This window comes from Citrobacter sp. CK194 (assembly GCF_030333395.1).
Lineage (GTDB): Bacteria > Pseudomonadota > Gammaproteobacteria > Enterobacterales > Enterobacteriaceae > Citrobacter_B > Citrobacter_B koseri.
This window is the reverse complement of record NZ_JAOWGA010000013.1, coordinates 100814-119420: the sequence shown is the minus strand read 5'-3', so window position 1 is coordinate 119420 and position 18607 is coordinate 100814. Positions and strand designations below refer to the sequence as shown.

Sequence of the window (18607 nt, the reverse complement as noted above, 5' to 3'; positions counted from 1 at the left end):
TTAACTCAACGTTTAACCCGACTTACGCACGTTTCTGCGAGTCGCTGCCAAACTGGGTAATATTGTTGTAAGCAATCTCACCGATTCCGGTGATATTCAGTTGGATGGCGCTGCCATCAAGCGGGATGCGCACATTGTTGACGATGCCGCCCACTTCAACAGGAATGCCTTCTTCGCCCGTATCGGTCACAACGCTAAGGGTGTATTTCCCTTCGCTCAGGCCCAGCTCCTGCGGGTCAATGGTGAAGTCCACCTGCCCGGCGTCCTGTTTCCCCAGCTCAATTTTGTGCTCGGTGCCGGCCGCGTCTTTGACGATGACCGTCGTCACACCGGAAGCGTGATCCAGCGTCAGACGTCCGTTAATCGTCGTTTCGCCATCAGAGTTGATAGCGTCGGTCTGCACCATCACATGCTGCCCGACCAGGTTGCCGGTAGTGAGCGTTTGCAGGTTGTCCATCAATACGGAACTGTTCGCCATCAGTTGCGACATGGTTTCCATTGACTGAACTTGCGTCAGCTGCGCCAGCTGGCTGACATACTCGGTGCCATCGGTAGGGTTCAGCGGGTCCTGATTCTGGATCTGCGCGACCAGAAGCTGCATGAACAGCGTGTTCATGCCGGCTGCGCTGCTGTTATTGTTGTTACTGGCAATGCTGCTATCCGACGTTCCTGTCTGGCTTCTGGTGGACGTGCCGTCTACATTCATCCTTATACCTCTCCGAGTCTCAGCAGACTTTGCTGCATGCTTTTAACACTGTTCAGAACATCAACATTGGTTTCGAAACCGCGCGACGCCGACATCATGTCCGCCATCTCCTCCACCACGTTGACATCCGGGTAGTAGACATAGCCATCCGTATTCGCCATCGGGTTATGCGGCTCATAACGCTGTACGGCATTGCCGGTTTCGACAACATCCATCACCTGGACGCGCGCGCCGGTTAACGCCCTGCTATTCATTAACTCATCGTTCTTATAAACCGCAGCAAACACCGGACGACGGGCTTTATAGACGCCGTCTTCGGTGGCGGAGGCGGTTTCCGCATTAGCGAGGTTACTGGCGATGGTATTCAGACGAACGGTTTGCGCCGTCATCGCCGACCCCGAAACGCGATAAATATCGGTAAAAGCCATATTCCGTTATCACCTGCGTAGGATTACTTACCTTCAATGGCCTTTTTCAGGCCCGTGAATTTCATGTTTAAAAATGCCAGGCTCATCTGATAATCCTGGGTATTCTTCGCAAACTCAGCCTGCTCGACGTTCAGCGCAACGGTGTTGCCATCGGAAGAGGGCTGATAAGGCACGCGGTACATCTCTTGCGGCGCTGACGGATTCGAAAAACTCCACGATGAACGTTGCATCTCAGCGGCAAAATCAATATCTTTAGCCTGGAAATTGGGGGTATCGACGTTTGCCAGATTGGCTGACAGCAACTCTGCTCGGGAAAGTCGAAGCGCTACAGCCTGTGGATGAACGCCCAATGCTTTGTCAAAAGTAATACTCACAACTCACACCCTCGTGATGCTAAACCTGCAATGATCTGCTTCCCTGTATAGCAATATTCATGCCAAGGTTTTAACATCATGATTTTTAATGGCTTTATTGGTTTTATCCCTACACGGGTGAAGCGTTGCTTCCGCCCTGGAACGTTATCCTTCCTGCTGATGCTTTTTACGGCGCTGCCATCCTTCGCCGCCCCGGAAAAAGTGCAGAGCGCGCGTAAGCAGGTCACTGCCGCCGTTCAACATCACGCAGCGCAAGCCCTTCGCCAGGAGGCCGGGCGCCGCAAGTGGCCCGAGTATCAGGCGAAGATGAACCTGTTTATCCCTTCCGACGTCTCCCGGTACGCTCCCTGCCCTGACGCGCTAACCGTGTCGCTGCCCGGCGGCGAACGCATCGATCTCAACCGCCTGCGTTTTGATGTGCGCTGTGAAGGGCCGCAAGGCTGGGATGTCGCCGTCACCGTCAAACCGGATGTCTATCTTCCGGTGGTGATCGCCAAAAATTCGCTGGAGCGCGGCCAGGTGTTATCCGCCAGCGACGTATCCATCAAAAAGCTCAACATCAGCAGCACGCGCGGCAACTACCTCACCGACCCGGATGAGGCCATTGGGCTGACCGTGAAGCGCCGCATTCGTGAACTACAGCCGATCACCCTGACGCAACTGGAATCTCCGGTGCTGGTTGAACGCGGTCAGCGCGTTCTGATGATCGCCGAACAGGGAGGCGTAGAGGCCCGTACGATGGGGGAAGCCATGAAAAAGGGACGTAAAGGCGAAATGATTAAGGTGAAAAATGAGAGCAGCGAGCGGGTGGTAAGCGCAATTGTCGCGGACGCTGGCGTCGTCAAAATGGTCTACGCCAGCGGAAACTAAAAATATTCATTCGCGGTTTAAGTTTTACCGGCAACAGGCCGCTCTTTAACGGTGAGGGCATCGGAAGTCCTCCTTCCGCAGGGCAGGATTCATCCGCAACCATAACGAAAAGATGAAAAAGAGGCGAAGCGATGAAAGTAGTAGCGAATCAATACAATCTGGCAACCGCAATCAACAAGAGTAGCGCCGCAGAACAGACCCGCACTGTCGCTCAGGAAGGCACGAAAATTGAGCGCAGCGCCGCGATCGATCCAGTACTGGGTGATGCGCAAACACAACTCTCTGCGCTGCCGGAAGTGGATATGGCGCGCGTAGCTGAAATGAAAGACGCTATCAGCAGCGGTAAAATCGCGGTTAACCTCGATTCGCTGACGGATGCGATGCAGAAGTATTTCCAGAGGTAATTATGACTAACGCCGCTCAGAGCGTTAAAACACTGATACAGGACATGGCCGAAGACCGTAAGCATTACCATGTCCTGAATGATTTACTCATACAGCAGCGCGACCACATTATTGCGCGCCGCGCCGCAGAGCTTGACGTGCTGAACGCGCAAATCATGGCATGCTACCAGCACTTGTCGCAGCACAGTCAGCAACGTTATCGCCTGCTTGAGCGGTTAGGCATTAACGCCAACGCGCAGGGCATGCAAACGCTCATTGCCCGCCTGCCTGCCGCCCACCAGCCTTCCGTTTCCGCTCTCTGGCAAAGTCTCCAGCAACAGGTCGCGCAATGTCAGGCCACCAATGAATACAACGCCATGCTGATGAATATGCAGCAGGAGATTCTGACCAATCTGTTGAATATCAGCGAACCCGAAAACTGGCTGTATCAGCAGGGGTAATGCGCTGTAATTTATTGATTTGTAACTTTGTTCCGTTTGCGTTCTATCCGTAATTTTCATCGAGGCCAATATTATGGGGCAATTACGACGCTTCAACCTTCCCCACCTGATTCGTCACTATCGTGTTACTCATGTAATTGAAACAGGTTTTGGTAAAGGTGCATCAAGTGTATATGCCTTACGCTCAGGTGCTGAAGAAGTTTATTCCTGTGAAATCTATAAACCGTTATTTGATGCCGCGCCAAAAATAGACAATCTGCATCTGTACAATGAAGACAGCCTGACATTTTTGTCCCATGAAGAAATTAAACGCACTCTTTTCATCAAGCGCGCCGTTGTTTTTCTGGATGCACACTTCCCCGGCGCGGATTTTAAATTCGAGGACTACCAGAGCAATAAATACAATGAGGAAACGCGCCTTCCTCTGCTCAATGAGTTACGCCAGCTAAAAGAATTTGCGGATAATGCGCTGATTATTATTGACGATAGCCGTATCTATCTTCGCGTCATGCATGAGGCCACCGGCTGCAAAGCGCTCCCTCCTCCCACAGAAGACGCTGAGAACGCGTTTCTGGAAGCGCTTGAGGCCTATAGCGGGACGCATATCATCAAACATTACCCCGATGACCAGGGCTACGTTGTACTTTGGCCTAAAAGCTGGCGAGAATTCGGCGTTAACACCCATATTCTGGCAGGAGACCGGACTGCCGCCCCCGTATTTCGAACGGGGATACCGGGATCAACCTGTATGTCAATTAACAGGCGATTGCTTGATGCGCGTTTCAGTACTCGCTGGCTGTCAGGAAAAGGTCTGGATATTGGCGGCGGCGATGACAGTATTGCGTTGTATCAAAGTCTGTTTCCTTTAATCCAATCAATAACCGTATTCGATCTTCAACAAGGTGACGCGCAGTATTTAGCCAGAGTACCGGATAACGAATTTGATTTCGTTTATTCAGGGCATTGCCTGGAGCATGTTATGGACCCCTATGTCGCGCTGCCTCATTGGTTAAGGGTCGTAAAACCCGGCGGTCATCTGGTTTTAACCATTCCAGATGAAGATTTATACGAGCAAGGCGTTTGGCCTTCAACCTTCAACGACGATCATAAACATACTTTTACGCCCTTTAAGCATCGGAGCTGGTCGCCTGTTTCCGTCAACGTATTATCGTTACTACAAACCCTGCCAGGGAACTTCAGCATTGAGAAAATAGAGAGGCTGAATCATAGCCATTTAAAAGGTATGCCTCGATTCGATCAAACGCGGACGGCGTTTGCTGAATCCGCAATTGAGATAATCATCCAAAAGCTGAAATCATAGCAACAGGGAGAGTAGCCAATGAATCACCCTGTCGTATCGATTATTTTGCCGGTCTACAATGTCAGTGCATACCTTGAGCGCTGCCTTGATTCACTCGTTGCGCAGACCTGGCGGCATCTGGAAATTATCGCGGTTAATGACGGTTCGACAGATAACTCCCGGGATATTCTGGCGCGTTATCAGAACCGTCTGCCGGGTATGCGTATTGTTGACCAGGAAAACAGAGGACTCGCCGAGGCCCGCAACGCCGCGTTAGCAAGCGCATCAGGTGAATATATTTATTGCCTGGACTCTGACGACCATATCGCTTCGGATGGTATCGAAACCATTGTGTGCGAAATGGAAAAGCACCACCTGGATGTCCTGTTTTTCTCCACCCATCTGGAATTTCACCTGCACCATATCAGCAACAATATGGTTTCCGGGTATTATCAACGGCCGCGTAATCTGATTAATAAAACATTTCATGCCGAAACGTTCTTTAATCACTGCATTACCGAACGCGCCCGAACAGGACACGGTTACTCCGTTGTGGTCTGGGGATATGCCTGGCGGCGAAAAACGTATGCTCATATGCGGTTTAAGACACCGTTTTTTGAGGATGAATACTTCACCACCGAATTGCTGCTCAGCGTGCCCGACGCAAAAGTAAGGTGCCTTGCCGACAGACTGTATTTCCATACCATTCGTAACGGCTCAATCACCACTTCCAGCAGCAAAGCAAAACGCGCGCTGGCTATCCTTGATACCTTCCGACTGCTGCTTCCCCGGGCCGGAAATATCAGCAATCCCCAAACCGTACAATGTTTAAACCGATATACGGGTATGCTATATCAGGATGCGATAATCCGTAATTTTCCCGAAACGCTGCCTTTATTTTCCGCACAGAAGATGATTCACTATCTGGCATCCATTTTTCATGAACTGTATGTAGACACGCCAACAGAGAATGGGCTTGTGTTGCTGCATGCCTTGATTAACCAAATTGCTCGCGACAGCAATATTATTGATGAGAGCGAATTCATCGCGCTATCAGGCAGAATTGAACTGGCGATAAAGAACAAAAGAAGAATATTAGCCGAAGGTTTTTAGTCTTCATACCACGCTATTTAGCAATACGATTGGCTATGCCGCATAGCCAATCGCTTTTACCAGATATTCCTTCAGGAACCGGCACGACAAGAAATAACGTTATTCCTGGAGCGATAAAACAAAACTGACCATTTGGGTATACAGCATCGCCGGTTCATATTGTCGCAGACAACGGAAAGGGGTTTTATGAACGCACCAGTTTGCAAATTCCTGAGTCGTCGGCACATCAAAAGGGCGTTTAAGCACGGTGGTGAAAATGACATCGTTCATCAGCAAACGCGCACATGGCCCATGACTACAGGCGAGATCAATTCCCATACAACGCCAGCCCGCTTCCCCACGGCGAAACGGCAACCGGTGTTCCGCAGCTACGGTTGAATAGAGGGCTACCACAGGGATATCTGTTGCCGCCGCAAGCATGACCGGCCCTGAATCACAGGAAACCAGCATGTTCGCTCGCTGCATAAGCGCAACCGTTTCCAGCGCTGAAAAGCGGTCAATAGCATAGATAACCCCGGCCGGATACGCTTCCGCCATCGATTTTCCCGCCTCAGAGTTGTTATTGCTCCCAATGAACACAACTTGCCACCCCGTTTGCAGCCACATTTGCGCCAGCTCATGCCAGTTATTTTGCGGCCAGGTCCGGTTTGGGTGCCCAATATTAGGGTGCATTAATAACACCGGCGCGTTCTCTAATTTATGTTGCTGCCAGAACGCGTCAACGGCACTGTGGGCAGATTCTGGAATGACCAAATCGAGGTGTTTATCTGCTGCGGACGCCTCAAGCCCTGCCTGCGCGAGAAAAGCATCGATCATATGTCGCGGTCTGAGCGCATGGGCCCAATGCGTAAAGTCAAAGAGTCGCCCTTGTGCCTGCGCCCGCTGAATGCATTGATGCTGCTCCGCACTAAGAGAGTCCACCGGCCAGACCTCGCTGATATGCGGGCATGCCCGCGCCAGCGCGCTAAAGTGCGGCTGGCTCAACATAATGATGCTCGCGCCTGTTTTATTTTTGATGGCTCTGCACGCTGCCAGGAGATACAGGGTATCTCCCATTGCAGCATTAAGATGTAAATAAACAGTATCCATATGATTTATTACAACAGCGACAACCCGCACAGCAGGCTGTAGTCAGAGGTATGCGCCGCATTCGCGGAGAACGGATTCTGCTGCTGCCACCCCTTCAGCGCGTTAATCAGCAGCACGACATCATCCTGCGTCAGCGCTCCCTGTTCGCAGCGGATTGCGCACAGCATTTTGATCTGGAAGAACTGGTTGGCCAGCCCCAGTAGCGCCTCACCGTAGTTGGTGCATTGAATGCCGGGGAATACATCGTTATACAGTTGATAAATCAGCGCATTACGCAGGATGTGCGGCTGTTCATCAAACAGCGGAATGGTTGACCAGAGCGATTCCAGTTGCTGAAGACGATCCGCCAGCCGCGCCGGCTGCATCACCGACAGCTCGCTCATTTTCAGCGCCACACTCATTTTTTCAGTCAGCGGCAGATTCAGATTCAGGCGTACCCGGCCCATCTCTTTTAGCGCGGCAATGCGGTTTTCAGCAATCGGAGGCAACAGCGCAAACTGCTGTGTCAGCACGCCCTGCTCTGCCAGCATCGCCAGTTGCTCTCCCATAGAGGACAGCAGGGCCGGATCGTGCTCGCCGCCGTCCAGATACTGCTGCGCCTTACTCAGCAAAACGCCGATCGCATACAGGCTGCCTTCCAGCGACAGCGCAGGATGTACCGCCAGGTTAATACATTGCTGGTTCAGGGTTTCGCTCCAGGCGGATAACTCATCTTCGCCCTGCGCCTCCCCTTGCGAGGTGTGCAGGATAAAGGCCTCCGGGTTAAGCAGCATCTCTCTGGCCGCCGCTTCACAGGTGATATCCAGACTTTCACGCTGCTGGTTTTTCAGCTTCACGCTAATACGCGGCCAGTTTTGCTGCGCATGCTGGCAAGCCGGGCACTGGCACGGGGTTTCTCGCGCATCAAAGCGTGACACAAATTCAGGTTGGTAATGTTCTATCAGTTCCATGTTTGCTCTCTCCAGGCGTATTCTGGCCTGCGGTTAGCGGTGTTTACGGAAAAACCAGTGCGTACAATCGATGATTTCGCCACTTTTAGGGTCCGGGTGATGTTGCAGGAAGGCAAAGCTCGGGCTGAATCCCAGCCACAAATCCCCCTTATTCATTAATGCCGCCCAGCAGCGATCCAGGCTTGCCGGATAGTCCATCGCCTGGCGATAGGCGTCCAGCAGGGCATCGTAATAACCTGCGTTAACGGCATACGCGCAGCCGCAACCCGCGTTATAGATCCGCGCCACACCCTTCAATGACTGGGTGAGCGTAAAGTTTTCATAGCGCCCGCCGAGCAGAAGCACCTGCCAGTTAAGCTGGTTCAGGCCATTCAGCAGCTTGTTGATGTCGTTAACGGCGTTCTCTTTTTTGACGAACTGCACGTCGGCATCCAGCAGCAGCACATTTTTCCAGCCTTCTTTCTGCGCCCGCTCAAACACCTGGCAGTGCGTTGCCAGTTCCGCCCGTTCCGCCGACGCCTCCGCGTTTTTCGCTACCGGCCAGATCTGTTCGCCACGCAGGCCAAAATCCAGTAAAGCCTCGCAGCGACGGGCCAGCTCCGCCTCTTTTGCCGGGTCGTAGAGCACCGCCACCTTTTCAAAAGCCTGCCAGTTCACCTGAACATTCAGCGGCGCATGACTCAGTCGACGGTAGTGCGCCAGCAAGTTCGCGTCATTGACAATGTCTTCCAGCGTCAGATCCACCGGCGTGGAGCTGCCCATGATGAAATCTTTGTCATAGGTATTGCTGCTGTGCGAAATACAAAGAATGGCGCGCTTCGGATCTATCTGGTGAACCGGCGTGGTAAAGCCTTTCAGGAATCCCGTCTCTTCCGCTTTTGTCGCATCGTCGTCATAACGATTTTTTTTCAACAAATTGCGGTGATACCCAAAAGTGCCGTTCAGCGCATGTCTCGGCCCGAAAGGGTGCGTGATATAGATTTTGTCCAGATGGCTGTACCAGATATAAATCTGATCGCTGCCGGAGAACAGCGCGTTGCTGGCCTGCATCTGCGCCACCTGCCAGGAAATTTTATCCGGCGGGTAATAATCGTCATCGTCAAAACACAGGATGTACTCTCCCTGCGCCATCGCATTGAGCATGTTACGTTTTTGCCCCAGTACCAGGCGCGCTTCACTGTGGACATAACGCACGTTGGGCTGCGACGGGTCCGTCATCATCTCAATCAGATCGGCATTGCTGACCGGAGAATCATCCAGAATAATCAGTTCGCGTTTGTCGGCCGGATAGTCCTGGTACTGCCAGATATACAGCAGATACGGCAGGAACTCGCGTCGGTTATACGTCGGGCAGACGACGCTAACGAACGGCGTGCTGTGAACGCGTGCCGTCTGCTGACGGTGAATCAGCGTCCCCATCAGAGAACGCGAAGACGTTTGCGGGAAACCCGGTTTGTTTCTTTTCATAGCGCTTATCGTTGACGAATCAGACGTTGTTGACGCAGCCAGCACTGGGCAGAGAGCGAATCGGTCATTTTCTGTTCCCGACGGTTGATTTCAGCCTGCCGGTCAGCGCGTTTAGCGTCGAGAACCAGCTCAATGCTTTTTTCCCGCTTCGCCTCCGCCAGCAGGTTGCCCTGAATTTTTTGCGCTTCCAGGTGCGCCAGCGCCTGCTCCTGTTTTTGCCAGTCGATAATGCGTTGAATGTTATGTTTATATTTCGACTGGTTAATCATCATGGCCGCACTGTTGGCGCTCTGGGACACCAGACCCGCAGCAAGTGACGTCAGCGTATCGATATTTTTCTCAAACCGTTGGCACAGCTGGTTTTGCGATGCCAGCTTCGTGCTTAAGTCTTCTACCGCGCGGGTGCGCAGCAGGTGAAGTTGCTCAAGCGTAGAAATCAGTTTGCTCATCGTGCATTACCCTGCCTGCGCCAGGGCACACAGATCGCTGATTGTCGGCTCAAGCAGCGCGGCATCCTGGACTTCCTGTTGTAAGAATTGATTGATCGCGGGCGAAAGGCGTACCGCTCTGTCTGCCAGCGGATCGGCGCCTGCAACGTATCCCCCCAGCGGGATCAGCGGTTTAATACTTTGGTATTCGGCATACAGCTGTTTCAGCGTGCGGGCGGCGAGCTGGTGCTCACGCTCCGTCACCTGACTCATACAGCGGCTGATAGACTGGCCGACATCAATCGCCGGATAATGCCCGGCCTCGGCAAGGTGGCGCGAAAGCACGATATGCCCGTCAAGCACCGCGCGGGCGCAGTCCACAATCGGATCTTGCTGATCGTCCCCTTCCGCCAGCACCGTATAGATCGCGGTCATCGATCCCTCGCTTTCGCTGTTTCCGGCGCTTTCAACCAGCCGCGGGATCATCCCAAACGCCGACGGCGGATAGCCTTTGGTCGCAGGCGGTTCGCCAAGCGACAGGGCGATTTCGCGCTGCGCCATCGCGTAACGCGTGAGGGAATCCACCAGCAGCAGAACGTCTTTCCCTTTATCGCGGTAATAGCCGGCAATGGTGTGGCATAACTCGGTGGCTTTAATGCGCATCAGCGGCGATTCATCCGCTGGCGCGGCGACAATCACCGACTTCGCCAGCCCTTCAGCCTGCAAAGCATTTTCAATAAACTCTTTGACTTCACGGCCTCGCTCACCGATCAGTCCTACCACCACGACTTCCGCCCGGGTGTAACGCGTGATCATGCCGAGCAGAACGCTTTTACCGACGCCGCTGCCCGCCATCAGCCCGACGCGCTGGCCTTTACCGATAGTCAGCAAGCCGTTGATGGCGCGAACGCCAACGTCCAGCGGCGCATGAACAGGCTGACGCTTAAGCGGATGCACCTGCGGAAGCTGCTGTGCTAACAGCGTATCGCCACCGAGCTTTCCTTTATTATCAAGAGGTTCGCCAAGACCGTTTACCACGCGTCCCAGCCACTGATCGCCGATCATAACCCCTTCAGTTTTGCCTGCGGGAAACACGCGTGCGCCAGCGATCAGGCCAGAGGGATGCTTGAAGGGCATCAGGTAGGTCACGTCACGATCAAAGCCAACCACCTGCGCATCCATCATCTCCTGATCGACGCTTTCAACATGGCACATCTGCCCTACCGCCAGACGACAACCAACGCACTCCAGCAGAATGCCGTTGACCCTGACCAACCGCCCGGCGACGCGCGCCAGATCGATCTGCTCGATAGAGCGCAGCGCCTCTTCAAAATCAAGGCTGCTCATGCGGCGATTCCGGCAGCAAACTATTTTTCAGTACATCTACGCACTGATCGAGACGGTGCTGACAGCCCACATCCATCTCCGTGGTATCGGTGATAACGCGGCACTCTCCCGGCTCCAGAGAAGGATCGGCAACCAGTCCCCACTCACGCGCTTTCTCCGGTTCGGCCTCGCTGATGCGCATAAATTCTTCGCTGTTCAGCTGAACACGTACCTGCTCCGGCTGATGCGGCAGGCTGGTCAACGCCTCTTCCACCAGCGCCAGTAGTTGCGTCGGGTGCAACGCCAGTTCACAGCGGATCACCTGGCGGGTCACTTTTTCCACCAGTTGCAGCAACTCTTCGCGGCGACGCTGCTCGTAACGCTCCAGGTAGTTCTGCACCTCTGCGGTCAGGCGCTCAAACGGGGCGGCGGCGTCCAGGAACTGTTGACGCGCCTGCTGTTTACCTTCAATCAGCCCTTTGCGCATCCCTTCGTCAAAACCAAGACGAATGCCTTCCTGGTAGCCCTCTTCCCGGCCTTCTTCCATCCCCTGGGCAAACCCCCGGTTCATCCCTTCCTGGAACCCCTCTTTTACCTGTAACTGGTAGTCGGCGGGGTCCAGCGTCGGTGCGGCGTCTTCGTCAGCGACAACACCGGCAGGCATCCTGCGATTACGCAGGGGCGGGAAGCGGTATAAGCGCGGCTTAACCACCGCCTGGCGGCTGGCAGTCAGGGCATCCAGCGGTAAACTCCGTTTCTTGAACATGGTTTACTCCACCGTCTGCTCGGCAAACAGTTGCACCTGAATTTCACCTTCTTCAGCCAGCTGGCGCACAACCTGCATGATCTCTTTGCGCACCTGCTCTATACGGCTAATCGGCACTGGCCCCAGGCGGGTCGTGGTGCTTTGCAGCAGCGTGACCTGGCGTTTCGGCATCACGTTAAAGATGGCCTGACGCAGAACCGGCTCCGTCCCTTTCAGGGCTACCGCCCACTCTTCGATCGGGATTTCATCCATCAGACGCTGCAACGTCACCGGCGTCTGACGACTGAGAATGTAGAACTCGTACATCTCGTCTTTCAGATCTTCGACCACTTTCTCGTCGCGCTCGCGCAGTTGATCCAGCAGCTGTTGCTGATTGCTGGGGATACGGTTAACGATGTTGGCGGCATGTTTGAGGCCAATCACTTTTGAACCATGCTCGGAAAGCACCGCGACGCCGCGATCGATCAGTCTGTCCAGTTCGTCGATAACGTCACGGTTGATGTCGTCCAGACGCGCGACGCGATAGATAATTTCATCCTGCCGTTCTTGCGGCAGAACGCTTAACACGCTGGCGGCAATATCCGGCGGCAGGAAGGCGAGAAAAACGGCCTGGAGCTGGAGATGTTCCTGCTCAATCAATGCCGCCAGCTGTGGGATATCGACCCATTGCAGGCGTGCCATACGGTAGCGAATTTCATCGCCGTAGATACCGTTGATCACGCTGCGGGCAATCTCACCGCCCAACGCTTTTTCCAGAATGCTGCGCAGATACGTGCGTGAGGCGCCGTTGATCCCGCTTTGTTCGCGGTAATCAGAGAAAAAATTGTTCATTGCCAGACGCGCCTGATGCACCTTCACATCATGGAGACGCGCCATCGTTTCGCTCAACAACATAACCTCTTCGCGGTTCAGCTTCTGCATCACCTGCGCGGCGGCCTCTTCGCCTACGCTCATCAGCAGGATCGCCGCCTGCTCCAGACGGCTGCGCCCGGCTGAGGCTGAGTGGTTTTTATCATTCCGGCTTACTGTTGCTTCGGTCATTGCTGTTGATCCATTGTTTCAGTACTTCTGCTACGCGCTCGGTTTCGCTCTGGGCCAACAGCTGGAGGAATTCCACTTTGGCTTCCAGGCCGGAGCTTTGCGGCGGCAGCAGATCTTCATTATTGTTGAACGCCGCTTTCGACAGGCTGGCGAACTCGTCATCGTTCATCACCACCCCATTGTCAGGCGCTTCCAGCTCTTTCTTCGTCGCCTCGCCATCAAGAGTGATCGGGTCGCGACGTCCAAAGCGCTGTACCAGCGGGCGAACGCCAAACAGCAATGTCAGCAAGGCCAGCAGCCCAATTCCGCCATTCTGTCCCCAGTACTGCATGGAAGGGTCTTGCCACCATTTCAGGTCTGGCATGACATCGTCTGCCGGGGCCGTGAAGGTCAGAACATCCAGCGTTAAGGCATCGCCGCGCGCTTTTTCGATACCCGCCGCGCTTTCCACCAGGCGCGTCATCGACGTCAGTTGTTCCGGCGTAATTTTCGCCAGCGCAGGAGCGGCCTGGTTCAGCACCACCGCGACACTCAGTTTTTCCAGCTTGTAACCCGGGTGGCGGATATGGCGAATATCGCGATCAAACGCGTACTTACGCTGTTCCTGACTGCGGCTGGAAAGCGAGCGCGGGTCGGTGTTATTCGCGGCGTTTGCAGCGTTTTCAGTGGGCGGATTGCCCTCCGCCGGGTTGGCGGGAGCCTGCGGCGTCGGGTTGACCGGACGGTTACTCAGCGAGCCGGGAATGCCAAACGCCATTTCATTGGTGGTGTTTTCCTGGCTCAGTTGTTCATCGCTGACGCGCGGATCTTTACCCAGCCGTTCCTGAGTCTCTTCCACACGGCTTAAATCTACGGTCGGCGCGACACTGATACGGAAGTTGCCCGGCCCCACTAACGACGTCAGCAGGCTGGTGATATTTTTCGTGGTATCCTCGCGAATGCGCTGCATGACGTCATCGCCCATGCGCTTGCTCGTCATGCCGCCATCCGGGCCTTCGATGCCGTCAGACAACAAATTACCGCTCTGATCGACCACCCGCACCGCGCCAGGCTGCATACCCGGTACGCTTCCGGCCACCAGTTGAATGACAGAAGCGACCTGCTGCTCATCCAGTTTTCTGCCATAGTGCAGTTGCACCATGACCGATGCGCTGCTGGTCGGTTTGTTGGTCAATACAAAGGAGCTGGACTCGTTAAGCCCAAGATGGACGCGCGCGTTTTCCACGGGGTCCAGCGCCATGATGCTCTTCGCCAGTTCCCCTTCCAGGCTGCGTTTGTAACGGACATTCTGAATAAACTGGCTGCTGCCGAGCATCTCTTCTTTGTCCATCAATTCGTAGCCATCGGGCGTCGCCGCGCTGATGCCTTTTGCCGCCAGCGCCATTCGCGCCTGCGGCAGTTTGCTTTCGCTCACCAGAATCTGGCCATTGTCCGGGTTAATGCGGTAAGCGATGTTTTCTGCCCCCAGAACGTCCACCACCTGTGACACCGGCAGATGTTCCTGCGAACCATAGAGCGCGACATAACCCTGATTGCGGTTCCACAGCGACAGAATAATCGCGGCCGCCAGCACCACGCCGCCCACAATCGCCATGAGCTGGGGCTTATTCAGACCGGATGGCACCGACACGGAAGGGAGACGACTTTTAATCTTAGTAAGCACGGTTAAAACCTTAGAGCGGAATATTCATTACTTCGTCCAGTGCCGTGGTGAGCTTATTACGCACCTGCATCATGGCCGAAAAAGCCACGCTGGCTTTCTGACTTTCGATCATCGCACCGGCTAAGTCGTCGCTCAGCCCCATATCAATCGCTTTTTGCTTTGCGCCTGCGCTGTGTTGAATCGTATCGACGTTATCGATAGCGTTATTCAGCGCGCCCGCAAAGGAAATCGGTTCACTGACGCCAAACGCGTTGCTGGCGGGAGCGATAGTTAAAGAGGCGTCAACCGAACCGGCTGACGCTAATGAAGCGGTTTGCTGCATTCTGTTCAGCAACGCCTGGTGTGTCGTGTTAATGCCTGCGGCAGTAATCTTATCCATTCATCAATCCTTCCTGGCCTCAGGAATAACATTCAATATCAATACCCTCGTCGCGCATGGAGGCGAGACGATAACGTAGAGCGCGTGGGGTGATGCCTAAAAACTCTGCGGTTTTGGATTTGTTGCCTTTATGGCGTTTAAGCAGATCGATGATGTACTGGTATTCCGCCAGCCGTCCGTGCAGTTTGACATCGCGGATCGACGGGTTGCCCGTCTCCTGCTCGCGATAGGCAGGCATCATTTCGATAACCGGCGCTTCAGGCTGGGAAGCGCGAACGGCCAGGCCAAAGTCGGCGGCGTGAATCTCTTCGCCGTTGCACAAAATCATGCCGCGCTGAATCACATTCTCCAGTTCACGGACATTACCCGGCCAGTCGTATCTGAGCAGGACGGTACGCGCCTCATCGCTCAGACGCAGATCGCCTTTATGAAAAGCGCGGTATTTAGTGATAAAACGCTGGGCCAACGGCAGGATGTCCTGCCTGCGTTCACGCAGCGGCGTAATATGAATAGGCACGACGGAAATACGGTAGAAAAGATCCTGGCGGAAACGGCCTTCGGCAATTTCCTGCTGCAAATCTTTATTTGTAGAAGCGATCAGGCGAATATCCAACGGAATACGCTTATGGCTTCCCAGACGTTCAACTTCCTGCTCTTGCAATACGCGCAGTAATTTTGCCTGCAACGCCAACGGCATATCGCCAATCTCATCAAGCAGCAGCGTGCCGCCATTAGCCTGCTCAAATTTACCGGCAACGCTCGCAACAGCGCCGGTAAACGCGCCTTTCTCGTAACCAAATAAAATGGCTTCCAGCATACTCTCTGGAATAGCTGCACAGTTAACGCCGACATACGGGGCGTCACTGCCGCAGGCATTCTCGTGAATGTATTTGGCGATACACTCTTTCCCTGTTCCCGTTTCGCCCGTAATCAGTACTGATACATTATACTTAGCAACGCGACGCGCTAACGACATTACGCTAACGCTGGCAGGAGAAACGGCGATAAAGCCATTTCTATTACGATCTTCGCATTCAATGATAATACTCATTTAGGTGTACCAACAGAAAAAACAAAATAAGAAATATGCTGTTCAGCCATTATTCAAAGCATCTTTTAAAAACATCACAAACCCAGTTTGTTAATGGGTTTTTATAAGATGTTAATAAAAATAAACAGTTTTTTTAACTCATGAATCAGGCAACTTTCATAAAGTAAAGGCAGTATACGTAGCGAATAGGAATTGTCTTGTTTTTAATGGGTATTAAAATATTAATCTATAAAAATCAATAAATTAAAAAAGTTATTAATGAGAAAATTCCTAGAGAAATAATGGATTAATAACCCCTGGATGCTTGCAATAGCAGGGTTAAGATTGTCTAATCTACATCCTGACGTAATGTGTGAGAGTTTTCGACAGCGACGTTTCTTCTGTGTTGTTCAAGAGCGACACATAATTTTTAAAACTCAAATACCTCCAGGAAATTTTACGGTTCACGCTACACAACAACCAAAAAGTGGCGTTATTTTTCATCTAAACTTTTGGTAACCCGGAATAATCATGAACCCTGCATCACAGCGAGTCAGAATTCATCAGAGAAAGGATTTACCTTCTCTGGTAAAGCTCGACACCAGTAAACTCGGTCGGCCGTGGCACAAGTTACCCAAGTTGATGAATGACAGTTTTGACATACTTGATGCACGCCTGAGCATTTATTTTCTGAAGAAACTCCGTGTTAATGCCGCGTTGAAGTCGATGACCTTCGCAATCGACCAGCAATATAAGAATGCGCAGGTTTTTTCGACGCCTTACGGAAATGTCGCCTTTGTTATTGATCGCATCTTATTGCTGAACATCCTTCATGATTATTACGGTTTAAGTAAAGACAGCAGCCATGTTGCGCCAGATGAATCGTTGCGTGTGACAAAAACAGAAGAGCGCCTGAGAAGTAAACTGGGTCAGGAACTCACGCAACTGGTGATTTGCAAAGAAACCTTTGGCGAAAATCTCGATATTAAGGTCGATTATTCAACGGTCATTAGCCACTGGTCCTGGTGCATTACCTTTACCCTCGAAGGGTACGATCACGGCTCTTTTACCATTCTGCTCGATCACCACCATGTTGATCAGATGCTGGCGATACTCCGTTCGCCAGATGCGGCCGATAGCCGCGCCGTGAAAAGCGTGCCGCTGAGCCCTGCGCAGATAGAACGGTTGTTCGACAGTCTGCCGTTAAAACTGAGCGGGCGTCTGGCCAGCCTGAACCTGACCGTCGCCCAGATTTCCGATATTAAACCCGGGGATATCATCCCCATCGCCATTAACGAACCTTTACCGGTATTTATCGGCAAAGAACAGATTTTTGAGGCTGCTATCGTTGAAGATCGTAGCAAGCTGTTTTTGTGCGATATCTATGATAAGACAACCGAGAAGCAATATGAGTGATTTGCAACACGAGCTAAGCCAGTCTCTTGACCTGGATGACCTGAACCTTAGCGATATGACGCAGGAAGACACCGTCGAAGGGAATATCCGCCTGGATTTGCAGCCTGAAACGCGCAACACCGCGATGACGGATATCCGTAAAATGGCGCTGTTTAGCCGCATTCCCGTGACGCTGACGCTGGAAGTCGCTTCCGTAAATATCTCGCTTGCTGAATTAATGTCAGTCAACAGCGATTCGGTGGTCGAACTGGACAAGATGGCGGGCGAGCCGCTGGACATTAAAGTGAACGGCATTCTGTTTGGTAAAGCAGAAGTGGTGGTGCTCAACGATAAATACGGCCTGCGAATCATTGAATTCAACGCCAAAGAACTCGGTGAGCTCACGCGATGAACCGCTTGTTTAACAGAAGCGGCATCGCTCTGCTGCTCCTGGGTCTGCTTGTCGCACAACCGGCACTGGCTGCAAATGGCGACATTACCCTCTTTAGCACCGCCGCCAACGGCGCAGGTCAGGATTACAACGTTAAAATTGAGATCCTGATCCTGATGACCCTGCTCGGCTTATTGCCGATCATGGTGCTGATGATGACCTGTTTCACCCGCTTCATTATCGTTCTGGCGATTCTGCGCCAGGCGCTCGGGCTGCAACAAAGTCCACCCAATAAAATTCTTACCGGGATTGCGCTGGCGCTGACATTGCTGGTGATGCGCCCGGTCTGGACCACGATTTATACTGACGCCATTGACCCTTTTCAAAAAGATGAAATCACGCTGAAACAGGCGCTGGCGAAGGCGGAAGTGCCGCTGAAGAACTACATGCTGGCCCAGACGAACAATAAAGCGATGGCGCAAATGATGAGCATCGCCGGGATCGAGGGCGATGCGCGCGAGCAGGATCTCACGATCGTGACTCCGGCCTATCTGCTGAGCGAACTGAAAACCGCCTTCCAGATCGGCTTTATGATCTATATCCCCTTCCTGGTGATCGACCTGATTGTCGCCAGTATCCTGATGGCGATGGGGATGATGATGCTCTCGCCGCTGATCGTCTCGCTGCCCTTTAAGCTGATGCTGTTCGTCCTGTGCGATGGCTGGACATTGATCGTCGGTACGCTGGCCTCCAGCGTTCAGGGTCTTTAGCGATGATGAACATGGACACGGCAGGCGACATCATGGCGACCGGCATCCATCTGGTGCTGCTGATTTCCGCCGTCGCCATTATTCCCAGCCTGATTGTCGGGCTGTGCGTCAGTATTTTTCAGGCCACCACGCAAATTAACGAACAGACGCTGAGCTTTCTGCCGCGACTGGTCGTCACCCTGGGCGTGCTGATCTTCGCCGGTAAGTGGATGCTGACGCAACTGGTGGATTTTACGATCCAGATCTTTCACCAGGCGGCGGCGCTGGTCGGTTAAGC

22 protein-coding genes are annotated in these 18607 nt (G+C 53.1%); 9 read left to right on the top strand and 13 right to left on the bottom strand.

Annotation, left to right across the window (positions count from 1 at the left end):
* Positions 1–22 precede the first annotated feature (22 nt).
* Genes flgD through flgB form a run of 3 tightly spaced genes read right to left on the bottom strand, consistent with a single transcriptional unit; the run spans position 23 to position 1508 of the window.
* Positions 23–706 (bottom strand): flagellar hook assembly protein FlgD, encoded by a 684-nt coding sequence (gene flgD / locus OGX80_RS03375; RefSeq protein ID WP_012133699.1) that lies wholly within the window; start codon positions 704–706, stop codon positions 23–25.
* Positions 707–708: 2 nt separating this feature from the next.
* On the bottom strand, positions 709–1134 hold the full coding sequence (gene flgC / locus OGX80_RS03370; RefSeq protein ID WP_012133700.1) for a flagellar basal body rod protein FlgC: 426 nt from the start codon (positions 1132–1134) through the stop codon (positions 709–711).
* A gap of 23 nt (positions 1135–1157) precedes the next feature.
* A complete protein-coding gene (gene flgB, locus OGX80_RS03365) occupies positions 1158–1508 on the bottom strand; it encodes a flagellar basal body rod protein FlgB (RefSeq protein WP_012133701.1) in 351 nt (116 codons plus the stop codon).
* A 78-nt stretch (positions 1509–1586) separates the two neighbouring features.
* On the opposite strand from flgB, the gene flgA reads away from it, so the two are divergent.
* The 5 genes from flgA (at position 1587) to OGX80_RS03340 (ending at position 5635) form a co-directional block, all read left to right on the top strand.
* Positions 1587–2378: a flagellar basal body P-ring formation chaperone FlgA gene (flgA, locus tag OGX80_RS03360; RefSeq protein WP_047458630.1), complete on the top strand. Its 792-nt coding sequence runs from the start codon at positions 1587–1589 to the stop codon at positions 2376–2378.
* 131 nt (positions 2379–2509) lie between these two features.
* The gene (flgM, locus tag OGX80_RS03355; RefSeq protein WP_012133704.1) at positions 2510–2782 is read left to right on the top strand and encodes a flagellar biosynthesis anti-sigma factor FlgM; all 273 of its coding nucleotides are present in this window, start codon (positions 2510–2512) and stop codon (positions 2780–2782) included.
* A gap of 2 nt (positions 2783–2784) precedes the next feature.
* Positions 2785–3222 (top strand): flagella synthesis protein FlgN, encoded by a 438-nt coding sequence (locus OGX80_RS03350; RefSeq protein WP_012133706.1) that lies wholly within the window; start codon positions 2785–2787, stop codon positions 3220–3222.
* Positions 3223–3295: 73 nt separating this feature from the next.
* Entirely contained in the window at positions 3296–4543 is a 1248-nt protein-coding gene (locus OGX80_RS03345; RefSeq protein ID WP_172958462.1) for a class I SAM-dependent methyltransferase, read from the top strand.
* Between the two features lie 18 nt (positions 4544–4561).
* On the top strand, positions 4562–5635 hold the full coding sequence (locus OGX80_RS03340; RefSeq protein ID WP_115181941.1) for a glycosyltransferase family 2 protein: 1074 nt from the start codon (positions 4562–4564) through the stop codon (positions 5633–5635).
* A gap of 99 nt (positions 5636–5734) precedes the next feature.
* On the opposite strand, the gene OGX80_RS03335 is transcribed toward OGX80_RS03340, so the two are convergent.
* The 10 genes from OGX80_RS03335 to OGX80_RS03290 form a co-directional block, all read right to left on the bottom strand.
* Positions 5735–6622: a glycosyltransferase family 9 protein gene (locus tag OGX80_RS03335; protein ID WP_181899089.1), complete on the bottom strand. Its 888-nt coding sequence runs from the start codon at positions 6620–6622 to the stop codon at positions 5735–5737.
* A 110-nt stretch (positions 6623–6732) separates the two neighbouring features.
* Complete coding sequence (locus OGX80_RS03330; RefSeq protein ID WP_012133710.1) at positions 6733–7674, bottom strand: hypothetical protein; 942 nt, start codon at positions 7672–7674, stop codon at positions 6733–6735.
* Positions 7675–7707: 33 nt separating this feature from the next.
* On the bottom strand, positions 7708–9141 hold the full coding sequence (locus tag OGX80_RS03325; protein WP_233644131.1) for a glycosyltransferase family 2 protein: 1434 nt from the start codon (positions 9139–9141) through the stop codon (positions 7708–7710).
* Positions 9142–9146: 5 nt separating this feature from the next.
* Positions 9147–9590: a flagellar export protein FliJ gene (gene fliJ / locus OGX80_RS03320; protein WP_012133712.1), complete on the bottom strand. Its 444-nt coding sequence runs from the start codon at positions 9588–9590 to the stop codon at positions 9147–9149.
* Between the two features lie 6 nt (positions 9591–9596).
* A complete protein-coding gene (fliI, locus tag OGX80_RS03315) occupies positions 9597–10916 on the bottom strand; it encodes a flagellar protein export ATPase FliI (protein ID WP_058668664.1) in 1320 nt (439 codons plus the stop codon).
* Positions 10903–11661 carry a flagellar assembly protein FliH gene (gene fliH, locus OGX80_RS03310; RefSeq protein WP_049009546.1) on the bottom strand — a complete coding sequence of 253 codons (759 nt, stop codon included), beginning with the start codon at positions 11659–11661 and terminating at the stop codon, positions 10903–10905. Before fliH ends, fliI begins: the two co-directional genes overlap by 14 nt.
* Positions 11662–11664: 3 nt before the next feature.
* Complete coding sequence (locus OGX80_RS03305; protein WP_012133715.1) at positions 11665–12702, bottom strand: flagellar motor switch protein FliG; 1038 nt, start codon at positions 12700–12702, stop codon at positions 11665–11667.
* Positions 12674–14365: a flagellar basal-body MS-ring/collar protein FliF gene (gene fliF / locus OGX80_RS03300; protein ID WP_115181943.1), complete on the bottom strand. Its 1692-nt coding sequence runs from the start codon at positions 14363–14365 to the stop codon at positions 12674–12676. The genes OGX80_RS03305 and fliF overlap by 29 nt, the downstream gene beginning before the upstream one ends.
* Before the next feature lie 10 nt (positions 14366–14375).
* Positions 14376–14744 (bottom strand): flagellar hook-basal body complex protein FliE, encoded by a 369-nt coding sequence (gene fliE / locus OGX80_RS03295; RefSeq protein ID WP_115181944.1) that lies wholly within the window; start codon positions 14742–14744, stop codon positions 14376–14378.
* 19 nt (positions 14745–14763) lie between these two features.
* A complete protein-coding gene (locus tag OGX80_RS03290) occupies positions 14764–15795 on the bottom strand; it encodes a sigma-54 interaction domain-containing protein (protein ID WP_101743927.1) in 1032 nt (343 codons plus the stop codon).
* Positions 15796–16305: 510 nt separating this feature from the next.
* Here OGX80_RS03290 and OGX80_RS03285 point away from each other — a divergent pair.
* Genes OGX80_RS03285 through fliQ form a run of 4 tightly spaced genes read left to right on the top strand, consistent with a single transcriptional unit; the run spans position 16306 to position 18605 of the window.
* On the top strand, positions 16306–17190 hold the full coding sequence (locus OGX80_RS03285; RefSeq protein WP_047458648.1) for a FliM/FliN family flagellar motor switch protein: 885 nt from the start codon (positions 16306–16308) through the stop codon (positions 17188–17190).
* Positions 17183–17581: a flagellar motor switch protein FliN gene (gene fliN, locus OGX80_RS03280; RefSeq protein WP_012133720.1), complete on the top strand. Its 399-nt coding sequence runs from the start codon at positions 17183–17185 to the stop codon at positions 17579–17581. The genes OGX80_RS03285 and fliN overlap by 8 nt, the downstream gene beginning before the upstream one ends.
* Complete coding sequence (gene fliP / locus OGX80_RS03275; RefSeq protein WP_047458650.1) at positions 17578–18330, top strand: flagellar type III secretion system pore protein FliP; 753 nt, start codon at positions 17578–17580, stop codon at positions 18328–18330. The genes fliN and fliP overlap by 4 nt, the downstream gene beginning before the upstream one ends.
* 2 nt (positions 18331–18332) lie before the next feature.
* Positions 18333–18605, top strand: a complete 273-nt coding sequence (fliQ, locus tag OGX80_RS03270) for a flagellar biosynthesis protein FliQ (protein WP_012133722.1) — start codon at positions 18333–18335, stop codon at positions 18603–18605.
* The last annotated feature ends 2 nt before the right edge of the window (positions 18606–18607 follow it).